19 protein-coding genes are annotated in these 21,584 nt (G+C 67.2%); 8 read left to right on the forward strand and 11 right to left on the reverse strand.

What is annotated here, in order from left to right:
* Positions 1-82: 82 nt before the first annotated feature.
* The 4 genes from AC3A3X_RS07510 to AC3A3X_RS07525 form a co-directional block, all read right to left on the reverse strand.
* A complete protein-coding gene (locus AC3A3X_RS07510) occupies positions 83-280 on the reverse strand; it encodes a zinc-finger domain-containing protein (protein WP_200608698.1) in 198 nt (65 codons plus the stop codon).
* Positions 281-361: 81 nt separating this feature from the next.
* Positions 362-1,069, reverse strand: coding sequence for a pirin family protein (locus AC3A3X_RS07515; protein WP_487582404.1), 708 nt, complete (start codon positions 1,067-1,069; stop codon positions 362-364).
* A gap of 10 nt (positions 1,070-1,079) precedes the next feature.
* On the reverse strand, positions 1,080-1,670 hold the full coding sequence (locus tag AC3A3X_RS07520) for a YceI family protein (RefSeq protein WP_487582405.1): 591 nt from the start codon (positions 1,668-1,670) through the stop codon (positions 1,080-1,082).
* 39 nt (positions 1,671-1,709) lie between these two features.
* The gene (locus tag AC3A3X_RS07525) at positions 1,710-2,312 is read right to left on the reverse strand and encodes a malonic semialdehyde reductase (protein WP_487582406.1); all 603 of its coding nucleotides are present in this window, start codon (positions 2,310-2,312) and stop codon (positions 1,710-1,712) included.
* 133 nt (positions 2,313-2,445) lie between these two features.
* Here AC3A3X_RS07525 and AC3A3X_RS07530 point away from each other — a divergent pair, with 133 nt between their 5' ends.
* Positions 2,446-3,423 carry a mitochondrial fission ELM1 family protein gene (locus tag AC3A3X_RS07530; RefSeq protein ID WP_487582407.1) on the forward strand — a complete coding sequence of 326 codons (978 nt, stop codon included), beginning with the start codon at positions 2,446-2,448 and terminating at the stop codon, positions 3,421-3,423.
* 55 nt (positions 3,424-3,478) lie between these two features.
* Here AC3A3X_RS07530 and glnE read toward each other — a convergent pair whose 3' ends face one another.
* From glnE to groES, 4 genes are all read right to left on the reverse strand, one after another.
* Positions 3,479-6,301 (reverse strand): bifunctional [glutamate--ammonia ligase]-adenylyl-L-tyrosine phosphorylase/[glutamate--ammonia-ligase] adenylyltransferase, encoded by a 2,823-nt coding sequence (gene glnE, locus AC3A3X_RS07535; RefSeq protein WP_487582408.1) that lies wholly within the window; start codon positions 6,299-6,301, stop codon positions 3,479-3,481.
* A 271-nt stretch (positions 6,302-6,572) separates the two neighbouring features.
* The gene (locus AC3A3X_RS07540) at positions 6,573-9,191 is read right to left on the reverse strand and encodes a S8 family serine peptidase (protein WP_487582409.1); all 2,619 of its coding nucleotides are present in this window, start codon (positions 9,189-9,191) and stop codon (positions 6,573-6,575) included.
* 813 nt (positions 9,192-10,004) lie between these two features.
* Positions 10,005-11,642, reverse strand: coding sequence for a chaperonin GroEL (gene groL, locus AC3A3X_RS07545; protein WP_487582410.1), 1,638 nt, complete (start codon positions 11,640-11,642; stop codon positions 10,005-10,007).
* 143 nt (positions 11,643-11,785) lie between these two features.
* Positions 11,786-12,073, reverse strand: a complete 288-nt coding sequence (gene groES / locus AC3A3X_RS07550; protein WP_200608714.1) for a co-chaperone GroES — start codon at positions 12,071-12,073, stop codon at positions 11,786-11,788.
* Positions 12,074-12,672: 599 nt separating this feature from the next.
* On the opposite strand from groES, the gene AC3A3X_RS07555 reads away from it, so the two are divergent.
* Entirely contained in the window at positions 12,673-13,074 is a 402-nt protein-coding gene (locus tag AC3A3X_RS07555; protein ID WP_487582411.1) for a helix-turn-helix domain-containing protein, read from the forward strand.
* Between the two features lie 102 nt (positions 13,075-13,176).
* Here AC3A3X_RS07555 and AC3A3X_RS07560 read toward each other — a convergent pair whose 3' ends face one another.
* On the reverse strand, positions 13,177-13,662 hold the full coding sequence (locus AC3A3X_RS07560) for a hypothetical protein (RefSeq protein ID WP_487582412.1): 486 nt from the start codon (positions 13,660-13,662) through the stop codon (positions 13,177-13,179).
* Between the two features lie 128 nt (positions 13,663-13,790).
* Here AC3A3X_RS07560 and cutA point away from each other — a divergent pair, with 128 nt between their 5' ends.
* The 6 genes from cutA (at position 13,791) to accC (ending at position 19,647) form a co-directional block, all read left to right on the forward strand.
* The gene (gene cutA, locus AC3A3X_RS07565; RefSeq protein ID WP_487582413.1) at positions 13,791-14,132 is read left to right on the forward strand and encodes a divalent-cation tolerance protein CutA; all 342 of its coding nucleotides are present in this window, start codon (positions 13,791-13,793) and stop codon (positions 14,130-14,132) included.
* Positions 14,125-16,563, forward strand: a complete 2,439-nt coding sequence (locus AC3A3X_RS07570; protein ID WP_487582414.1) for a protein-disulfide reductase DsbD — start codon at positions 14,125-14,127, stop codon at positions 16,561-16,563. The genes cutA and AC3A3X_RS07570 overlap by 8 nt, the downstream gene beginning before the upstream one ends.
* Positions 16,563-17,165: a TlpA family protein disulfide reductase gene (locus tag AC3A3X_RS07575; protein ID WP_487582415.1), complete on the forward strand. Its 603-nt coding sequence runs from the start codon at positions 16,563-16,565 to the stop codon at positions 17,163-17,165. The genes AC3A3X_RS07570 and AC3A3X_RS07575 overlap by 1 nt, the downstream gene beginning before the upstream one ends.
* Positions 17,166-17,297: 132 nt before the next feature.
* Positions 17,298-17,735, forward strand: coding sequence for a type II 3-dehydroquinate dehydratase (gene aroQ / locus AC3A3X_RS07580; protein ID WP_487582416.1), 438 nt, complete (start codon positions 17,298-17,300; stop codon positions 17,733-17,735).
* A 64-nt stretch (positions 17,736-17,799) separates the two neighbouring features.
* Positions 17,800-18,270: an acetyl-CoA carboxylase biotin carboxyl carrier protein gene (accB, locus tag AC3A3X_RS07585; RefSeq protein WP_487582417.1), complete on the forward strand. Its 471-nt coding sequence runs from the start codon at positions 17,800-17,802 to the stop codon at positions 18,268-18,270.
* A gap of 9 nt (positions 18,271-18,279) precedes the next feature.
* Positions 18,280-19,647 carry an acetyl-CoA carboxylase biotin carboxylase subunit gene (gene accC / locus AC3A3X_RS07590; protein WP_487582418.1) on the forward strand — a complete coding sequence of 456 codons (1,368 nt, stop codon included), beginning with the start codon at positions 18,280-18,282 and terminating at the stop codon, positions 19,645-19,647.
* A gap of 500 nt (positions 19,648-20,147) precedes the next feature.
* Here the strand turns inward: accC and AC3A3X_RS07595 are convergent, their stop codons facing one another.
* Together AC3A3X_RS07595 and AC3A3X_RS07600 are read right to left on the reverse strand one after the other, a co-directional pair.
* A complete protein-coding gene (locus tag AC3A3X_RS07595) occupies positions 20,148-20,561 on the reverse strand; it encodes a hypothetical protein (RefSeq protein WP_487582419.1) in 414 nt (137 codons plus the stop codon).
* Positions 20,558-21,556: a hypothetical protein gene (locus AC3A3X_RS07600; protein ID WP_487582420.1), complete on the reverse strand. Its 999-nt coding sequence runs from the start codon at positions 21,554-21,556 to the stop codon at positions 20,558-20,560. Before AC3A3X_RS07600 ends, AC3A3X_RS07595 begins: the two co-directional genes overlap by 4 nt.
* Between the last annotated feature and the right edge of the window lie 28 nt (positions 21,557-21,584).

Below are 21,584 nucleotides of genomic sequence, written 5' to 3' on the forward strand. Positions count from 1 at the left end.
AGGTTGAATGCCGGGACGGAGCTGCTTGTCGCGCGGGGCTGGCAAGAGCAGGTCCCTCACTGCGTTCGGGACGACGGGAGTGTCAGTCTTCCAGGACGAAATGCGAGCCGCAGTACGGGCACTGCACCTCGCCTTCTTCCTCGACCGGCAGGTAGACGCGCGGGTGTGAGTTCCACAGCGCCATCGACGGCAGCGGGCAGCTCAGCGGCAGGTCGCCACGATGCACCACATAGCGCTTCTCGGCGTTGGCCTGGGTCGGATGGGCGGTGGCTGCGGTCATGAGGCGGGACAGGTGGCGACGCGGGACTGCCAGTTTAGCAGGCCGCTGCCCGGCCACCCCAGATGCTCCGCGAGGGCTGGCTCAGTGCGTCAGGTCGAACAGCAGGACATCGGCACGGCCTTCGCCGGCGCCCTCCAGCCGCAGCGGGCCGGATTCGTCCTGGAACCCCAGCGCATCGCCTGCCTGCAACTGCCGGCCGTTGGCGCTGATGCTGCCAACCACCACTTGCAACCAGTACACCCGCGACGGCTCGAGAATGTGCTCGGCGGTCTCGCCGCGATCGAGCCGCACATCGCGCACGCTCGCGTCCTGGCGCACCGGCAGGCTGCCTTCGCGGCCGTCCGGGGTGGCCAGCAGTGTCCAGCCGCCCGTGTCGGCGGCGATGGCCGCGCGCTGGGCGTAAGCCGGTTCGTGGTTGAGGCGCGAGGGCTGGATCCAGATCTGCAGGAAATGCACCGGCGCGGTCGGCGAGCCGTTGTATTCGCTGTGCTCGACGCCGTGGCCGGCGCTCATCCACTGCAGCTCGCCGGCACCGATCACGCCGCCGCCACCGCTGCTGTCCTGGTGGGCAAGCTCGCCGGAGATCACGTAACTAAGGATCTCCATGTTGGCGTGCCGGTGCGGTGGGAAGCCCGCGCCGCCATCGACGCGGTCTTCGTTGATCACCCGCAACGGTCCGAAGCCCATCCAGGCCGGGTCGTAATAGCCGCCGAACGAGAACGTGTGGCGGCTGTCGAGCCAACCGGCCTGTACGTGGCCGCGGGCACTGGATGGGCGTTCGATGATCATTGCCGCAAGCTTACTTCGTAGCTACCGGCTTGGGCACGCTGGCTTCGGTGGTGATGCGGATGGTCACCGCGTCGCTGACGTTGGGCGCGTACTTGTCGACGCCGAAGTCGCTGCGCTTGATCGTGGTGCTGGCGTCGAAGCCGGCCGCGGCGCGCTTGGAGATCGGGTGCTCGGCGATCTTGTTGATGGTCGTGTCCAGCACGACCGCCTTGGTCACGCCGTGCAGGGTCAGGTCACCGAACACGCGCAGCTTCTTGTCGCCGGCGGCTTCGACCCTGGTGCTCTTGAAGGTGATGGTCGGGTACTTCTCGGCGTCGAAGAAGTCGGCGCTGCGCAGGTGCTCGTTGAAGTCCGGCACGTGGGACTCCAGGCCCGACAACGGGATCGTCACCTCGACGCTGGAGGCGCCGACATGGTCGGCGTCATAGACGATGGCGCCCTCGACGTCGCCGAAATGGGCGATCGGGTTGGAATAGCCGAAGTGGCTCCAGCTGGCGACCACGTCGGTGTGGTTGGGGTCGATCTTGTAGCTGACCGGCGCGGCGACGGCGACGGTGCTGGCGGCGGCGAGGGCGACGACCAGTGCGATGCGCTTGAACATGCGGTGGAGCTCCTTGTGGAGGGGGCGGTACGACAGGACTCAGAGGATCTGCGCGGCTTCGTCGAACGACAGCCGCGGTGAACGCGGGAACAGCTTGGCGGGATCGCCATGGCCGAGGTTGATCAGGAAGTTGGACTTGACCTGGGTGCCGGCGAAGAACGCCTCGTCGACGAGGGCGTTCTTGAAACCCGACATCGGGCCGCAGTCCAGGCCCAGCGCGCGCGCGGCCATCAGCACATAAGCGCCCTGCAGGCTGCCATTGCGCAGGGCGATGACCTCCAGGTCGTGCGCCGGGCGGCCATCGAACCAGGCGCGCGCGTCGGCATGCGGAAACAGGTACGGCAGCTTTTCGTAGAACGCCATGTCGAAACCGACGATCGCCGTGACCGGGGCGGCCAGGGTCTTGGCGTAGTTGCCCTCGTCCAGGGCCGGCGCCAGCCGCGCCTTGGCCTGCGCCGACTTCACGAACACCAGCCGCAGCGGCGACATGTTGGCGCTGGTCGGGCCCCACTTCGCCAGCTCGTAGAGCTGATGCAGGGTCTCGTCGCTGACCTCGCCGGTGAGCTCGTTATGCGTGCGGGCGGTGCGGAACAGCTGGTCGAGCGCGGCATCGGGGAGGGCGGCGTGGGACGGGTGCGACATCAGGTGCTCCAGAGTGAAGCCGGCGGGACTGCCCGCGGCCGAGGTATGAAAGTGTAGAGTCTGGCGCAATCGCAACACCCGACGCTTCCAGAACGGATTAAGCACAATCGTGCAACAACAGCGGCCCGCCAGCGTGAACCCAGCCCTCGTGGACGTTGCGACCGTGCATGGCACCTCGGTGTGGTCGCTCAGTGACACCAAGGCCGGGAACCGCCGCCAGGCCGATGCATTGGCACATGCGCTGGGCCAGCCGTTCCGGGGCTGGACGCTGCAACCGCAGGCGCCATGGCAGTGGCTGGCGCCACGCCGATGGCCCGGTGCCGGGCGCGCCTTCGGCGAAGATTTCGTCCGGGCGCTGGCCGCGCCGCCGCGCCTGGCCATCGGCTGCGGCCGCCAGGCGGCGCTGGCCACGCGCCTGCTGCGCGAGCGCGGCGCACGCGCCGTGCAGATCCTGGACCCGCGCATCGCGACCGGTCACTGGGACCTGGTGATCGCGCCGGAGCACGACCGCCTGCATGGCGAGAACGTGATAACGCTGCTGGGCAGCCTGCACCCCGTCGACGACCTGTGGCTGGCGGCGGCGCGCCGCGACTTCGACAGTTTCTCCGCCCTGCCCGGCCCACGCACTGCCTTGCTGCTCGGTGGCGCGAGTGCCCACGCGCGCTTCGACGACGCCCTGTACGAGGGCGTGCTGACGCAGGTGGAATCGATCGTGCGCAGCGAAGGCGGAAGCCTGATGGCGACCGCGTCGCGGCGTACACCGGCGCCAGTGCGGCAACACCTGCACGAGCGCCTGTCGGCGCTTCCGGGCGTGGTCTGGCGCGGAGAGGAGGACGGTGCCAACCCTTACGCCGGCCTGCTCGGCTGGGCCGACCGCATTGTCTGCACGGCCGACTCGGTCAACATGCTGTCCGAGGCAGCGGCCACCTGGGCGCCGGTGTTCGTCGCCGGACTCGATCGTGTCGATGGCCGACCGCGCCGCTTCCTCGCCGGCATGCTGGAACGGGGCCGCATCCGTCCGCTGGACCAGACACCCGACCCCTACCCGGTGACGCCGCTGCGCGAAACCGCACGTGTCGCTGCGCAGGTGCAGGCACGCCTGCGCTGGTAGGAGCGAGCTTGCTCGCGACAGGCGTGCCGATGCGCGATCGCGAGCAAGCTCGCTCCTACACGGGGACTGGCTCGCCGTCGAAGACAAGGCCGCGGCGCTGCGCCGCATCGCTGATCGACCGCCGTGCCGTTGCAATAGGATCAGTGACCGGCAACCGTCGCTGACGACGGTCCAGCGTGCACGCCAGGCCAGCTTCAAGCAGGATCGCGTGCGCCTGCAGCAGCGCGTCGGTTTCATCCGCGGCGAACCAGCCGCTGGCGCCCATCGCCCTGATCAGCTCAGGCGTGCTGCGCGACTGCAGCCAGTCGCGGTGCTCGATCGATTCGGCCAGTACCGCGTACTGGAGCAGGAACTCCAGGTCGACCAGCCCGCCCTCACCCTGCTTGAGATCGAAGGCGGCGGCATCGCTGCGATCGAGCTCGGCGCGCATGCGCCGACGCATCGCCACCACGTCGCCGCACAGCGCGGTGGCATCGCGCGGCCGTGCCAGCGTTTGCGCACGCACCGCTTCGAAGTCCGCTCCGAGCACGTCGTCACCGGCGACGAAGCGCGCACGCACCAGCGCCTGGTGCTCCCAGGTCCAGGCACGCTCGCGCTGGTAGTCGCGGTAGCTGGCGAGGCTCGAGACAAGCAGGCCCTTGGCGCCATCGGGTCGCAGTCGAACGTCGACATCGAACAGGCGGCCGGCGCCGGTGACCGCGCCCAGCAGGGCGACCACCTTCTGCGCCAGCCGCGCGAACCAGCGCGAGGCCTCCAGCGGTCGTGCGCCATCGGAGTACACACCGTCAGAGGCTTCGCCTTCGCCACCGGGCGCCTCATAGAGGAACACCAGGTCCAGGTCGGAACCGAAACCCAGCTCCTCACCGCCGAGGCTGCCGTAGCCGAGCACGGCGAAACGCGCGCCGGCGACGCGACCGTGCGCACTGGCGACCTCGTGGTCGGCCAGGTGCAACACGCGCATCACCACGCCATCGGCCAGCCATGCCAGCTGGCGGGCGCTTTCCGCCGCGGTCTGGCGGCCGTCGCGCAGCGCCATCGCGATGCGGAAACTCAATGCCTGGCGCACTTCGTTGAGCGATTGCAGCACCGCCTCGGCATCGTCGTCATCGCCCTGTGCGACGGCGAAGCAGGCGGCATGCAGGGCGTCGCGCCCAGGCAATGGACCGGCCACACGTGCGTCGAGCAACTCGTCGAGCAATAGCGGATAGGCAGCCAGGCGTTCTGCCAGAAGTGCACTGCGGCTGACCACTTCCACCAGCCGCGCCAGCGCCGCCGGCTGTTCGTCGAGCAGCGCCAGGTAGGCGCTGCGGCGCAGGACGTTGTGCAGCAGCGACAGCAGTCGCTTCAGCGCAAGCATCGGTTCGCTCGACGCCGCCGCCGCCTGCAGCAGCGCCGGCAGCACGCGATCGAGCCGGGCGCGGGCACTGTCGGAGAGGCCGCGCACGCCGGGGCTGCGGGCAAAATCGCGCAGCACCGCATCGGCATTGCCGGCCTCGACGAAGCCGGCGTCGCCGAGCACGGCGCTGTCGCCACCGTCGGGCAGCGCGCGCCAGTAGGCGGTCAGCGCGTCAGGGGCACTGCGGCGGCGACGCGGCGCCAGCAGCGCCTCGAACTCGGCGGTGACGCGACCGCGCTGCACGTCCAGCGAATCGCGCAGCGTGTCCCAGTCGGCATAGGCCAACGCCGTGGCGATGCGCGCACGGTCTTCACGCGACTCGGGCAATGCGTGCGTCTGCGCGTCGCGCAGCATCTGCAGGCGGTTTTCCAGCTGGCGCAGGTAACGGTAGGCCTGGGCCAGCAACGCCGCGGCCTCTTCGCCGACCTGGCGTGCCTCCACCAGCGCCTGCAGCGCCGGCAGCAAGCGCCGGCCGCGCAGCGCCGGTTCGCGACCGCCATAGATCAGCTGCAGCGCCTGCACCAGGAACTCGATCTCGCGGATGCCGCCGGGACCACGCTTGATGTCGTCGGCCAGCTCCTTGCGCGCGACCTCGGCGCTGATGGCAGCCTTCATCGCGCGCAAGCCATCGAGCGCGCCGAAGTCCAGATAGCGACGGTAGACGAACGGCCGCAGGCTATCGAGGAAGCGCTCGCCGGCCTCGATGTCGCCGGCCACCGGCCGTGCCTTCTGCCAGGCATAGCGTTCCCAGTCCCGGCCCTCGCGCTGGAAGTACTGCTCCATCGCGGTGAACGACCAGGCCACGCGCCCGGCGTTGCCATAAGGCCGCAGGCGCAGGTCGACGCGATGGCAGAAGCCATCCACGGTCGGTTCGTCGAGCAGCTTGGCCAGCTGCTGGCCGAGCCGGGCGAAGTAGTGCTCGGCATCGAGCGGGCGGGCGCCATCGGACTGACCGTCGTGCTCGTAGGCGTAGACCAGGTCGACATCGGAACTGAAGTTGAGTTCTTCGCCGCCGAGCTTGCCCAGGCCGAACACCACCAGTTGCTGCGGGCGGCCCTCGCGATCGCGGATCACACCATGACGTTGCGCGAACTGCTGCTCCAGCGCAGCAAGGCCCAGTTGCAGGCATTGCTCGGCCAGGCGCGTGCTGCCGGCAAGCGTCTGGTCGACGTCGTCCAGCCCTACTACATCGCGCCAGATCAGGCGGGTCGATTCCGACGCCCGATAGCGCCGCAGCAGGGCTGGCCATTGTTCGCTGTGGCCGGCCTGCAGCTCCGGCGGAGGTTCACAGGGCGCATCGGCGTCGGCGGCCAACCGCAGCAGCAGCTCCGGTTGGCGAAGCAGGGTCTCGATGGCGAAGTCGCTGGCACGCGCCAGCGCGATCAGGCGCGCATCCAGGTCGGGATCGGTGTGCCACGCCTCAGGGGCCGCGGCGCGCAGGCGCGCGAGTGCGCGCGAAATGAAAGGTTCGACATCGTCCATCACGAGATGATGGCATGGGCAATAAAAAAGCCCGCCCCGGTCGAACCGGTTGCGGGCCTGCTCCCTCCCCCACGTCGGGATGCGGGGCCGATCGTGAAGGAACCGTTAGGGGCTTGCACGCTGCACTGCAAAAAAGAACTCGCGGGTTTAGAAAGCTGTGGAAAAGCCATTTGCTGAATAGGGATTTCACGTTGTTACGTGCGCAGAGCGCACAAAAACACAGACCCCGCCTCCCGGCGGGGTCTGCTTCACCACATGGCGTCAACGCCGATTACGGTCGCGCGATGGTCACCACCGGCGACTGCCACTGCTCCCAATGGGCCGGGTTGTTTTCATCACCCAGTGCCTTGAGCACATACAGCCTCAGGATGTAGCTGCCGTTGGGCACGGTGATCTGCTTCTTCTTGCCCTTGGTGGTGACACCGTCCCACGAGTAGGCGAAGAAGCTGTCAGCCGCCGAGTTGCGGCCCAGGAACTCCTCCTGGTACGCGGTGTGCCACAACTTGCCCGAACCGGCCTCGTAGACATCGAAGCGCAGCTTGCGCGCCTGATGGTCCTGGTGGACGAGGAAGAACGGGATGTCATCGCCGACCATCGAGTACGTCGCGCCGGTGGGCTGGTTGTTGAAGAAGCCACCGGACAACTTCGCCAGCCACGGGAAGTTGTTGACGGTCGGGACGAGCACCTGCCGCAGCTGGTAGTCACCGATGTAACCGGAGAACGGCACGCGCAGCGTCGGGCTGCCGTCGTTCGGCGTGAACACCAGGTAGCCGCCGTAGATGCCACCGACCGGAGCCGCCTGCGGGGTGATGGTCACCGGGATGGTCACGCTCTGCTTCTTCTGCAGCGTCACGGTCGACGAGTAGAAGGTCACGCCGCCAGTGCCCACCAGGATCGGCGGAACGAAGGTGTTGGCACCGGTCGATACTCCGTTGACCGAGGACAGCGTGTACGTCACCGGCGTCTTGCCGGTGTTCTTCAGCGTGATCGCATGCGTGGTGGGACCACTGGTGCCTTCACCCAGCGACAGCTTGCCCGGCTCGATCCGCGTGGCGGCCGTCACCGCATCGTCGATACGCAGCAGGCCAGCGCCCTGGCGATGGACAGCGTCGAGGAACCCCAGACCCGGGTTGCCCGACCAGTTCTTCGGCACTGCCGAGTTCTGCAGGATCCGCGCCACCTGTTGCGGCTTGGTGTTCGGCGCCGACTGCAGCAGCAATGCCGCTGCGCCTGCCACGTGCGGCGATGCCATCGAGGTGCCGCTGATCGATGCATAACCGCCACCCTCGAGCGGATACGTCGACCAGATCGAACCGCCCGGCGCGCCGATATCCGGCTTGAGCTGCAGGTCCGGCGACAGGCCCCAGGCGCTGAAGCTGGAAATCAGTCCGCCGGCGACGTTCGGGAACGAATCGGTATCGCTGGTCCAGGTCAGTTCCACCGGGCCGCCCGCGACGCGCCCATCGAGCAGGTCGCCAAAGGCCTTGGTCGTGCCGACGGTCGGAATGTTCACCGATGGAGTGCCGGCAACGGTCGGATTCAACGGTGCGGCCGACGCGTTGTCGTAGATCACCACGGCGGCGGCGCCCGCGTTCTGCGCATTGATCGCCTTGATGTAGAACGTGCAGGTACCGCGACGGATCAGCACCGCCTGGCCGGCAAGGCTGCCCGGGGGCAATGGTGCGCAGGCGGCATCGGCACTGTTGAGGTCACCGACGCGACCCAGCGGCAAGGTGCCGGAAGCCGGCGCCTGGGGCGAACCTGTGGCCGGGTTGAATCCGACCCGCAATCCGTCCGGGGATACCGTGAAGTACCGCTGGCGCGCGGAGATGTTGTCGAACGAGGCGACGCTGATGACCTTGTCGCCGGTGCTCGGGGCTCCGGTCGAGTACAAGCCGGTGGCGCCACTGTTGCCGGCCGAGGCGACGACCACGATGCCCTTGTTGACCAGGCGCGAGGCCGCCTTGGCAGTCGGGTATTCGGGCCACTGGTAGGTCGAACCGATGCTCATGTTGAGCACGTCCATGCCGTCGCGATGCGCGCGCTCCATCGCCGCGATCATGATATCGGCGGTGGTCGAGCCTTCGCAGCCGAAGACGCGATAGGCGCCGAACTTGACCTTCGGCGCCACGCCCTTGATCGCGCCGTTGGCGCCGATGATGCCCGACACGTGGGTGCCGTGGCCGTTGCAGTCGTCTGGGTTGTTGTCAGGCGTGGCGATCGGGTTGTACGAGGGCGAAGCCGGGTCGGCATTGAAGGCGTCGCCGACGAAGTCCCAGCCCTTGATCACGCGCGAGGTCGGGAACGGCGTGCTGTGGTTGGTGCCATTGCCACCCAGGTCGGGATGGTCGATGTCGATGCCGGTGTCCATCACTGCCACCCGGATGCCGCGACCATCCAGGCCGAGCTCGCTCTGGGCGATGTCGGCGCCGGTCATCGACAGCGCGGTGATCAGGTCCGGATGCGGGTTGGTTTCCGGGTCGGGCATCCGCATCACTTCAACCGGATAGATCGCCTTGACGCCAGGCAGGCGCGCGACCGTGCTCAGCTGGCTGCGCGTGATCGTCAGCGACAGACCGTTGAACAGGTCGTTGTAGGCGAAGTTCTCGCGATAGTTGATGCGTGCGGCGCGGGCGCCGTCACGGAAGGCCTTTTTCTCTGCCTGCAGCGAGTTTGCAGAACCGCCTTCGGATTCAGGGGTGGCGCTGAGTTCGACGAACCAGCGTTGCGGAGTTTCGTCGCGCGGCGGTCCGGCCTCGGGCTCGGCGGGGGGATCGAGAGGGAACAACTGCTGGACCAGCGCGGTTGAGCCCGGCGCGGCAATGGCGGCAATGGCTACCATGCAGGCGCTGGCAATCGCCGTAACTGCGAGTACGGATGGCTTCTTCACTGCGAATCCCCTTCTTCAAAGTAGGTGATGACGCAAAATGGAACAGCCCCCTGTGGCGCCATTGTTGCCTGAAAAAGGCCGTCTCCGCGCGCGGCAATGCAACAAGAATTCGCGCCTCCCGACACAGGAAGATGACTGCGTCGGATTTTCACAATGGCTTCACGCCGTGCCCGGGGCTCGAGCGATAGCGCAAGGAGTCAAACGCGCTTGGCGGTGCGCTTCGGCCAGTGAATGGGGCAACTGGGTGGCATGGAAATTGCCCGTTGCGCCAATGGAAAACCGTCATTTCCGCGCAGGCGGAAACCCAGCGTCTTGCCTCTTTACCCGTCACTCCGCGAGGCGGAAATCGAAGGGTTTTGTATTGCTTGCTTGCATGGGGAAAGCCACAGCGAGGTATTGGGTTTCCGCCTTCGCGTGAGTTACGTGCAAAAACAACGTCCATGGGTTCCCGCCTTCGCGGGAAGGACGAGCATCAGAGCAACGACGCTGGGTCCCCGCCTTCGCGGGGATGACGGGCTTCAATGACGTTGGAAGCCCCTCTCCCGTTTACGGGAGAGGGGTTGGGGTGAGGGCCGCCGAAGACCATGCAACGAAATGCCGGAGCGTCGTCCGCCGGGCCGCAGACGCAAGCCCAAGCCGCAACAGCAACAGCAACAGCAACTGCAACAACAACAACAACACAAGCAGACCCCTCACTTACGTTCGGGACGACAGGCAGACCCCCACCTTCACGCGAAGGGAAGAAGGGCCCAAAAAAAAGAACCCCGCATCGCTGCGGGGTTCCTTGTGTCGCAAGCAACTCGACGGGAGGACTTAGAAGTCCATGCCGCCCATGCCGCCCATGCCGCCGCCCGGCATCGCCGGCTCGTCCTTCTTCGGCAGCTCGGCAACCATCGCCTCGGTCGTGATCATCAGACCGGCGATCGAAGCCGCGTTCTGCAGCGCGGTGCGGGTGACCTTGGTCGGGTCCAGGATGCCCAGCTCGATCATGTCGCCGAACTCGCCGTTGGCGGCGTTGTAGCCGAAGCTGCCCTTGCCCTCGGCGACCTTGTTGACGATGACCGACGGCTCTTCACCGGCGTTGGTCACGATCTCGCGCAGCGGCGCTTCCATCGCGCGCAGGGCGATCTGGATGCCGTGGTTCTGGTCTTCGTTGGCACCCTTGAGGCTGGCGATCGCCGCCTTGGCGCGCAGCAGCGCAACGCCGCCGCCCGGGACGATGCCCTCTTCAACGGCCGCACGCGTGGCGTGCAGCGCGTCTTCGACGCGAGCCTTCTTTTCCTTCATCTCGATCTCGGTCGAAGCACCGACCTTGATCACCGCCACGCCGCCGGCCAGCTTGGCCACGCGCTCCTGCAGCTTCTCGCGGTCGTAGTCGGAGGAGGTCTCCTCGATCTGCGCCTTGATCTGCTTGATGCGGCCTTCGATGCCCGACACTTCGCCGGCGCCGTCGATGATGGTGGTGTTCTCCTTGGAGATCTGCACCTTCTTGGCGCGGCCCAGGTCCTTGATGGTGGCCTTGTCCAGCTGCAGGCCCACTTCCTCGGAGATCACGGTGCCGCCGGTGAGGACGGCCATGTCTTCCAGCATCGCCTTGCGACGGTCACCGAAGCCCGGCGCCTTGACGGCGCAGACCTTGACGATGCCGCGGATGGTGTTGACCACCAGGGTCGCCAGCGCTTCGCCTTCGACTTCCTCGGCGATGATCAGCAGCGGCTTGCCGGCCTTGGCCACGCCCTCGAGGACGGGCAGCAGGTCACGCACGTTGGAGATCTTCTTGTCGTGCAGCAGGATGAACGGATCGTCCAGCTCGGCCTGCATCGACTGCTGGTTGTTGATGAAGTACGGCGACAGGTAGCCGCGGTCGAACTGCATGCCCTCGACGACGTCGAGCTCGTTCTCCAGGCCCGAACCGTCTTCCACGGTGATCACGCCTTCCTTGCCGACCTTGTCCATCGCCTGGGCGATCAGGTCGCCGATGTTGGCGTCGGAGTTGGCCGAGATCGTACCGACCTGGGCGATTTCCTTGCTGGTCGAGGACGGCTTGGAGATCTTCTTGAGCTCGTCGACGGCAGCGACGACGGCCTTGTCGATACCGCGCTTGAGGTCCATCGGGTTCATGCCGGCGGCGACGGCCTTCATGCCTTCGCGGATCAGCGCCTGGGCGAGGACGGTGGCGGTGGTGGTGCCGTCACCGGCGTTGTCGGAGGTCCTGGAAGCGACTTCCTTCACCATCTGCGCGCCCATGTTCTCGAACTTGTCGGCAAGCTCGATTTCCTTGGCGACGGAGACGCCGTCCTTGGTGATGGTCGGGGCGCCGAAGCTCTTCTCGAGCACGACATTGCGACCCTTCGGGCCGAGCGTGGCCTTGACGGCATTGGCGAGCACATTGACGCCGCGCAGCATCTTGACGCGCGCGTCCTCACCGAAACGAATTTCCTTGGCAGCCATTTGTTGTTACCTCAAAAGCGGGAATGGGGAACGGGGAACGGGGAACGAAAGACTTTGACGACCGACGGGATGGGGCGGGATGCGGGACGCGCGCATTGCGCTTCGTTCCCTGTTCCCTGTTCCCTGTTCCCGCCTTCGCTCGCTCAGGCGAGCACCGCGAAGATGTCGTCTTCCTTGACCACCAGGTATTCGGTGCCGTCGAGCTTGACCTCGGTACCGCTGTACTTGCCGAACAGGACCTTGTCGCCGACCTTGACCGAAACCGGGCGGACGTTGCCGTTGTCGAGGACCTTGCCGGTGCCGACGGCCACGACTTCACCCTTGATCGGCTTCTCGGTGGCCGAGTCCGGAATCACGATGCCGCCAGCGGACATCTTTTCTTCTTCCATGCGCTTGATGACCACGCGGTCGTAGAGCGGCTTGATATTCATCGCGACAAATCTCCGAGGGGTTTACGTAAGTTATTGAACGGGCAGCAAAACTGCTTGAATTTTAGCAGTCGACCCTGACGAGTGCCAATGTCAGGGACGAAGAAACCCGGCGAACCGGGACAGCGCAGGAGATTGGGCCGCTCCAAAGCCTTTCAAGGGGCGGCCGTCTCCGGACAGTCGGCGCTTCGGCACTTCGATGCACGGACTTCGGCACCTCGTTGGAGCCCCTCTCCCGCTTGCGGGAGAGGGGTTGGGGTGAGGGCAAGCTGTCGCGGCCACAAAAAGAAAGAGCGCGCCCCCGAGGGAACGCGCTCTTTCTGGTGCGGAGGTGGCTGTCCTGTGCTCGTCGCGTCCTGCGCACGGCCCCGAACCGACGCCTTGTCACTACCAACGCCCTTGTCGGCAGGCGTCAATCTTCGTCTTTGCAGGCTATTTCGACCAGCGGTGACCTGCTGACTGTCGGTATCACGCCCTTAATGGAATGCTTGAAACTATTGAACTTCACTGCTGCAATCGGCGCTTGGTGCTACCCAATGGACACAGCATTGGGTGAGTATCAATCACCTAGTGAATATCGGTATCCCAAGGCCGGAGGCCACATGACTCCCCAGCAGCGGATCCGCCTGGCTCGACGCCATTGCGGCCTCTCCCAGGCCGCCCTGGGCGCAGCGGTCGGCGTGCAACGCAGCGCGGTCGGCCATTGGGAGGCGGCACGCGGCAAGTATCCAAGCGTGGCGCATCTGCGCGAGATCGCGATGGTGACCGGCGTGCAGTTCGAATGGCTCGCCACCGGTCGCGGCACGATGAGTCTGTCGGCGGACACCGCGCTGGACTCGGTCGCGGCCGCGGACGCGCTGCTGGTCGACGACCCGCTCGAGTTGCGGCTGCTGGCCGCGTTCCGCGAAGCGCCGACGCGGTCGAAGGCGCCGTTGGTGGAGGTCGTGGAGCAACTGGCGCAGCTGCGCACCGGACGCGGACGCGGCAAGCCCGCATCCATGTAGGAGCGAGCTTGCTCGCGACCGGTGCTGGGGCATTGCGGAAGCCTTCGCGAGCAAGCTCGCTCCTACGCGCTGGCCAGCATGCACGCGCGGCCGACGTGCGGATCAGCCGCCGGTAAGCCGCTTCACGGCGCCTGCTGGCAACGCCGCGCAATCGGCCGCCGGTTCGAACGCCGCGGTCGCGGCGACGCCGTCGACGGCCAGTTGCAGTTTCGCGGGCGCGGGCGGTACCTCGATGGCCGCCGCCCAGATCGCGCGGATCGTGCCCTGCATCGGCGGTTCGGCCAGCACGTTGCCGCCGGCATCGACATAGAGCAGGTCCCCCGGCGAGCTCGCTACGCCCTCGCCCGTGGTCGCGTCGACCAGGGTCATCGCGTCCGGCTCGCCCCAGCAATTCATGGCGCTTTCGCAGCTCAGGTCCGCCACCAGGCGCGACGTAGCACCGGCAGCGAGCTGGCAGGCGGCGTGTACTGCGATGCCGTAGGCCGGCGCCGCCTGCGTGGCCGCGGTGGCCGGCATCGCGGACGCCAGGCCCAGGGCGAGCATGGCCCTGGCGGCAAGGTTGATCTGTGGGCAATGGCGGTGCGACATCGAACCTCCTCCAGCGTCCGGACCGGGCCGGCGCCGGCAGCCTACGTCATCCGCCGCCAGCCTGCGCAAGGTCGGGCCAGGGGGACAATTCGCCCGTCCGCGGGGCGGCGGCTACACTTGCGCCCCTCATGACCCCGTCCCCCGCCTCGCCCGTACGGCTGGTCCTCAGTACCTGCGCCGATCCGCAAAGCGCCGACGCCATCGCCAGGGCCCTGGTCGGCGAGCGCCTGGCCGCCTGCGTCAACGTGCTGCCCGGGGTGTCGTCGACGTACCGCTGGCAGGGGGCGATCGAGCAGGCCGATGAAGTCGTGCTGCTGATCAAGACCACCGCCGATCGCCAGGAAGCGCTGATCGCCCGACTGCAGGCGCTGCATTCCTATGAACTGCCTGAGGCGGTCGCGGTCGAAGCCGTTGGCGGCCTTGCCCCCTACCTGCAGTGGGTGGCCGAACAGACCCGAAAAGATGACTGAATCCAATCCATTGCAGACTCAATCTGTTCGGTCGCGCCTGCACGGCGCGCTGCTGAGCCTGGCCATGACCGCGACGGCGCTCGCCGCGTCGGGCCTGGCCGCCACGCTGGCGCATGCCGCGATCAATCCCGACGACCTGCTGCCCGTCGACGAGGCGTTCGCCTTGCGCGCGCAGGCGCCCGGCGGCGACCGGATCGAGATCCACTGGCGCATCGCCGACGGCTACTACCTCTACAAGCACCGCATCGCCGTGCAGTCCGATGCCGCTTTCGCCGCCCAGCCCCTGCAGTTGCCGCAGGGCAAGGCCCATGAGGACGAGTTCTTCGGCCGGGTCGAGACCTATCGCCAGGCGCTCACCGCGGTGTTGCCGGGGCAGGCCCGCGGCGGCGCACGCCAGGTCACCCTGAAGGTGCGTTACCAGGGTTGCGCAGACGCCGGCATCTGCTATCCGCCGCAGACGCGCAGCCTGAGTGTCACCCTGCCCGAGGCAAGTGCGACCGCGGCGCAACCGGTCGTCGCCTTTGGTCCTGCGCGCGGCGCCGCGCCGCTGGGCGGCGGACTGCTGGCTGGCAAATCCGGCGCTGCCGATGCCTTGCCGCTGCCGCCGGAACAGGCCTTCGGATTCGAAGCGATCGCCGGCGACGGCAACACGCTGCTGCTGCGCTTCACTCCGGCGCCGGGCTATTACCTGTATCGCGACAAGACCACGCTCCGCCTCGATGGCGCCGCGGCCAAGGCCGGGATCACCCTGGGCACGCCGCGCTGGCCGCAGGGCGTCGCCCACCGCGACGAGCACTTCGGCAACGTGGTGGTCTATTTCGACCAGGTTGAATTGCCGGTTGCGCTGACGCGCAGCAAGGCCGATGCGGCCACGGTGCGGCTGACTGCAGGCTTCCAGGGCTGCCAGACCGATGGCATCTGCTATCCGCCGATGACGCGGACGGTTGAGGTTGCGTTGCCGGCTGGGGTGGTTGGGCCGGCTGCAGCTGGCGGCCAACCCATCCCCTCCCCGGCCCTCCCCTTGAAGGGGAGGGAGCAGAGCCCTGACGTCGCTGTTGCTCCAGCCATTGAGCCCTCCCCTTCAAAGAGAGGGTTGGGTGGGGATGGGTTGTCCGGCGACCTCGCCGAAGACAGCCGCCTCGCCGCATCCCTGGCCGGCCCCAACCGCTGGTGGGCACTGGCGAGCTTCTTCGGCTTCGGCCTGCTGCTCTCGTTCACACCGTGCGTGCTGCCGATGATTCCGATCCTGTCCGGGCTGATCGCCGGCCATGGACCGGGCCTGGGCGCGCGCCGCGCGTTCGCGCTGTCCTTCGTCTACGTGCTGGCGAGCGCACTGGTGTTCACCATCGCCGGGGTGATTGCCGGACTGGTCGGCGCCAACCTGCAGATCGCCTTCCAGAACCCATGGGTGATCGGTGCTTTCGCACTGCTGTTCGTCGCGCTGGCGCTGTCGAGTTTCGGCCTCTACGAGCTGCAGTTGCCGGCCGGCCTGCGCAACAAGCTTGGCTCGCTCAGCGATCACCAGCGCGGCGGTTCGTGGGCCGGCGTGGCGGTGATGGGCGCGCTGTCGGCGCTGATCGTCGGGCCATGCGTGGCACCGCCACTGGCGGCGGGCGTGCTCTACATCGGCCAGACCCAGGACCCGGTGTTCGGCGGTGCCGCGCTGTTCCTGCTGGCGATGGGCATGGGCGTGCCGCTGCTGGCCTTCGGCGTCGCCGCCGGCAAGGGGCTGCCCACCAGCGGTCCGTGGATGGTCGCGGTGCAGCGCGCGTTCGGTTTCATCTTCCTGGGCCTTGCGGTATGGATGCTGTCGCGCGTCCTGCCCGGCGCAGCGACGCTGGCGCTGTGGGGCGTGCTGCTGCTGGCAGCGGCGGCAACGATCGCGGTGGCCATCAAGGCCGCCCAGCGCTACAGCGTGCGGGTGCTGGGCTGGACCGCGGCGATGCTGCTGGGCGTGGTCGGCGCGGCGCAGCTGGTCGGCGCGATGGCGGGCAGCAGCGACCCGCTGCAGCCGCTGGCCGGCCTGCGCGGCGGCAACGGCGCACACGCGGCCGAACTTCCGTTCCGCAAGATCAAATCCCTGGCCGACCTCGAGCGCGAGGTCGGTGCCGCCAAGGCCGCCGGCAAGCCGGTCATGCTCGATTTCTATGCCGACTGGTGCGTGGCCTGCAAGGAGATGGAGAAGTACACCTTCCCCGAGGCCTCCGTGCATGCAGCGCTGTCCGGCTTCGTCCTGCTCAAGGCGGACGTAACCGCCAATGACGACCTCGACCAGGCCTTGATGAAGCAGCTGGGCATCATCGGCCCGCCGGCGACCCTGTATTACGTCGATGGCGGAGAGCGCCGCAACCTGCGCCTGTTCGGCTTCGAAGCGCCCGGCCCGTTCGTCGAGCGCATTGGCAAGGCCAGCATCGGCAAGGCCAGCCGCTGATGGCATTGAGCGCCACCGGCAAGATCCTGCTGGTCGCCGTGGCCGCCGGCACGCTCGGCGTCCTCGCCGGGCTCTGGTCGAACGGTCCCGGTCCGCTGTTGCGCAGCGAGGTCGGCCAGCGCGCACTGCAGACCGTGATGGATGCCAGCGCGCCGGCCCCGCCCACCGGCCTGGCGGTCGCGCGTCGCGGCGAAGCGATCCCGGCACTGCAGTTGCCGGGGCTGGACAGCGCGCCAGTGCGGATTCCGGCCGACTATTCCGGCCGCCCCATCGTGATCAACCTGTGGGCGAGCTGGTGCGGCCCGTGCATCGAGGAAATGCCCGAGCTCGACCGCTTTGCGGCCAGCCAGGGCGGCAACGGCACGCAAGTGGTCGGCATCGCGCTGGATGACGCCGCCGCGGTGCAGGCGTTCCTTCAGCGCATTCCGGTCCGCTACCCGATCCTGCTCGACCAGGCCGGCCCGGGCGACGCCGGCGTGCAACTGGGCAATGCCAAGGGCGTGTTGCCTTACACCGTGCTGGTTTCCGCCGATGGGCGGCTGCTGAAGCAGAAGATCGGCCCGTTCGCGCACGGCGAAATCGACGACTGGGTCGCAAATTAGAGCGTCCACTCAAACAACTGCTTAAATCCTGACAACTTCGTCGATACGGTAGCGAACGTCTGGACACCCCGGCCGGCATCGCGCACACTGCCCGCCTTTGAGGCAGTTCGTAGGGAGCACCGCGGGTCCGCCATGGCGAAGTTGCTGGTACTGCACGGCCCCAACCTCAACCTGCTCGGCAGCCGCGAGCCGGAGGTGTATGGCCATGCCACCCTGGCGGACATCGACGCCGACCTGCGCCAGCGCACCGAAGCCGCCGGCCACGCCTACGACAGCCTGCAAGCCAATGCCGAGCACGTCCTGGTCGAGCGCATCCAGGCCGCCCGCGAGGACGGCACGGCGCTGGTCCTGATCAATCCGGCCGCGTTCACCCACACCAGTGTGGCCATCCGCGACGCACTGGCGGCGGTGGCGATCCCCTTTTTCGAAGTCCATCTGTCCAACCCGCACCGGCGCGAACCGTTCCGCCACACCAGCTACTTCAGCGACCTCGCCGTCGGCGTGGTCTGCGGCTTCGGCGCCGACAGCTACCGCTACGCCCTCGACGCCGCGCTGAAGCGGCTGGCCTGAACTCCACTCAAGACCGTCGCCCCGTTACCCGGGACGACCACCATCAACGACCCTGAGGCCCACCATGGACCTGCGCAAAATCAAGAAGCTCATCGACCTGCTCGAGGAGTCCAACCTCGCCGAGATCGAGATCAAGGAAGGCGAAGAGTCCGTCCGCCTGGCCCGCACGCCGCGTGGCGTCGCCGTGGCCGCACCGGTCATGCAGGCCGCGCCGCTCGCCCATGCGCCGGTGATGCCGATGCACGGCCCGACCGAAGCCGCCACCGGCGGCCATGCCAAGCCACAGGCCGACCTGCCAGAGGGCCACATCGTGCGCGCGCCGATGGTCGGCACCTTCTACGGCTCGCCGTCGCCGGACAAGCCCGCATTCGTCAGCGTCGGCCAAGCGGTCAAGGCCGGCGATACCCTGGGCATCATCGAAGCGATGAAGATGTTCAACCCGATCGAGGCCGACGTCGCCGGCACCGTGCTCAAGGTGATGGTCGAGAACGGCCAGCCGATCGAGTTCGACCAGCCGCTGTTCGTCATCGGGTGAGATCAGCCCATGCTCGATAAAGTCGTAATCGCCAACCGCGGTGAGATCGCGCTGCGCATCCTGCGCGCGTGCCACGCGCTGGGCATCCGTACGGTCGCGGTGCACTCCACCGTCGACCGCAACCTCAAGCACGTCGCCATGGCCGACGAGTCGGTCTGCATCGGCCCGGCGCCGTCGACGGACAGCTACCTCAACATGGCGCAGATTATTGCTGCCGCCGAGGTCACCGACGCCCAGGCCATCCATCCCGGCTACGGCTTCCTGTCGGAAAACGCCGACTTCGCCGAGCGCGTGGAGCAGTCGGGCTTCATCTTCATCGGTCCGAAGGCCGACACGATCCGCCTGATGGGCGACAAGGTCGAGGCGATCCGGGCGATGAAGGCCGCCGGCGTGCCGTGCGTGCCCGGCAGCGGTGGCCCGCTCGGCGACGATGTGGCAACCAACGTCAAGATCGCGCGCGAGATCGGCTACCCGGTCATCGTCAAGGCCGCCGGTGGTGGTGGCGGTCGCGGCATGCGCGTAGTCCACACCGAAGCCCATCTGACCGTGGCCATCCAGACCACCAAGTCCGAAGCCAAGGCCGCGTTCGGCAACGACATGGTCTACATGGAGAAGTTCCTGGAGAATCCGCGCCACGTGGAGATCCAGGTGCTCGCCGACGGCCAGGGCAGCGCCATCCACCTGGGTGAGCGCGACTGCTCGATGCAGCGCCGCCACCAGAAGGTGGTCGAGGAAGCGCCGGCACCGGGCATCACGCCCGAGCAGCGCGCGGAGATCGGCAAGGTCTGTGTCGAGGCCTGCCTGCGCATCGGCTACCGCGGCGCCGGCACGTTCGAGTTCCTGTACGAGGACGGTCGCTTCTACTTCATCGAGATGAACACCCGCATCCAGGTCGAGCACCCGGTCACCGAGATGGTCACCGGCATCGACCTGGTGCGCGAGCAGCTCAGCATCGCCGCCGGCCACAAGCTCGCCATCAAGCAGAGCGACGTGGTGCTGGACGGCCATGCGATCGAGTGCCGCATCAACGCCGAGGATCCGGAGACGTTCATGCCGTTCCCGGGGCTGATCCAGCACTTCCACGCGCCGGGTGGTCCGGGCGTGCGCGTCGACAGCCACATCTACGAAGGCTATCGCGTGCCGCCGAACTACGACTCGATGATCGGCAAGCTGATCGTGCACGGCCCGGATCGCGAGACCGCGATCGCGCGCATGCGCGTGGCGCTGAGCGAGATGGTCGTCGACGGCATCAAGACCAACGTGCCGTTGCAGCAGCGGATCATGTCGGACGCCGGCTTCCAGCAGGGTGGAATGAACATCCACTACCTGGAAAAGCGCCTGAAGGAACAGAAGGAAAAAGCGCTGTCGATCGTGTGATCGGGTGGCGCAGCGCATCAATGAAGGACGGCGCCGGAAGGCGCCGTTTTTCATGGTTCTTTTTCCACGTGAGGGGAACTTGTGTGAGGGGCTTTGCGTTTCCGACGCGTGTTCGCGAAACACGGGGAGCAACGTCCAGGGGTTCCCGCCTTCGCGGGAATGACGGTCTTAGAAGCAACGTCGCTGGGGTCCCCGCCTTCGCGGGGATGACGGTCTTCCAATGACGGTGGAAGCCCCTCTCCCGCTTGCGGGAGAGGGGTTGGGGTGAGGACCGCCGAAGGCCATGCAACGAAACGCCGAAGCGTCGTCCGCCGGGTTGGGTGAGGAGGCGAAGAAAAACGGCGCCAGGGGGCGCCGTTTTTCATTGGAGTCAGTCCAGACCTGTGGAGATCAACATGGATCCCGGCGTTCGCCGGGATGACGATGCGGGTGGGACCGGTCGCAGGAGGACAGGCTGCGGGCCTGGGTCCCGGCGTTCGCCGGGATGACGGCGACAGCCGTCAGCGCGCGCCCACGATCGTCGAGGCATCGGCCGACGCATCGTTGTCTACTGCCGGTGCCGGCGCCTTCTGCGCGCTGCCCGGGATTGGATCGACTCCCACGTTCGAGGACGGACTGACGATCATCACGTACTCGCTCGAACCGTCGGGCCAGACCATCTTGAACGTGCTGCCCGGCGGCAGGGTCGAGAACGGCGCGCCGCTGCTGGCGCGATAGACCGCCGCCACCTGGGCCGCGCCGGACATGCGCACGTCCGCATCGGAGTCGACCGTGGTCACCGCCACCTGGGAAAGATGCCGGTACTCGTCGCCGAGCACGTCGATCACCACGCCAGCCGCCGACACCGAATAGGTGGCGAACAGCAGCACCCAGAAGTATCGGCGCGCCTTGTCGCCGAATCCAAGCTTCATCATTTTCCTGTCCTCTTCTCGCGCATCAGCGAGTCGACCATTGCATTGACCACATCGACGCCCTGGCGCGGAATCGCGGCGTCGTATACGAAACTGGTGAAATCCTGCGACGAGTCTGCCGAACAGATCCCGCCGTTGGCGCAGTAAGACGTCATCAGCGAGCTCTGCGGCCCGCAGTCGAGACCGAGCCTGCATGCCGCCAGTTGCCAGGCCAGTTCGGAGAACTGGGTGCCGGCAACCTGATCGGTCATCGACACACGACCGCTGGAGGCGATGCCCATGCCTGGCGACAGCGCCGAATAGGCATCGGCATCCTTCGATTCCTGCACGCGCTCGACCAGGTCGCGCGCGTAGGCCTCGCCTTGCCTGACCGGCTTGCCGGTGGCAAGCAGCGATGCCTCCGCGGCCAGGCTGCCTGCCTCCGCCGCTTCGGTGCGCTTGACCACGATCATGCGCGGCGACAGGTCGTCCTGCGGCACGAACCGGGAGCAACGCCGGCTGACACGCTCGCGCGCCGCCGCCATCGCCGGTGAGCCGCGCATCGCCATCTCGCGGATCACCTGGGTGTCGCGCGCATACGCAGCCGGCGCCATCGCATACCCGGAGCAGTAGTCGTAGACGCGGCTCACCATCCACTTCGCGTCGGCGTCGCCCTGGCGCACGGCAGGCTCGAGCGATTGCATGTACGCAAAGAGGTCGTCGCTGTGTTCGAACTCGACGCGGATCTGCGGCACGTGCCTGGCAAGCGGCGCCACGGAGATCGCCTGCGAAGGCGGCACGTCACCGCCAATGGACTGCTCGGCGATCGCCGCGTCCACTGCGCCCAGTTTCAGGATGCTGCTTGCGCCGGTGTCGGAACGGTTGCTGCGCACCCATGCCGCACCGGCCACGAACAGGATCGAAATCGCCACCACCACGACCGAGACGCGCGCACGCGTGCCCGATCCCGCGTGGGGTCGCGCTGTGAGTCCTGTTTCCAGCGTTTCGGACATCCGCATACGGCCGGTTCTGCGAACAAGGCGGTCA

The organism is Lysobacter sp. Soil_N_23 (assembly GCF_057656135.1).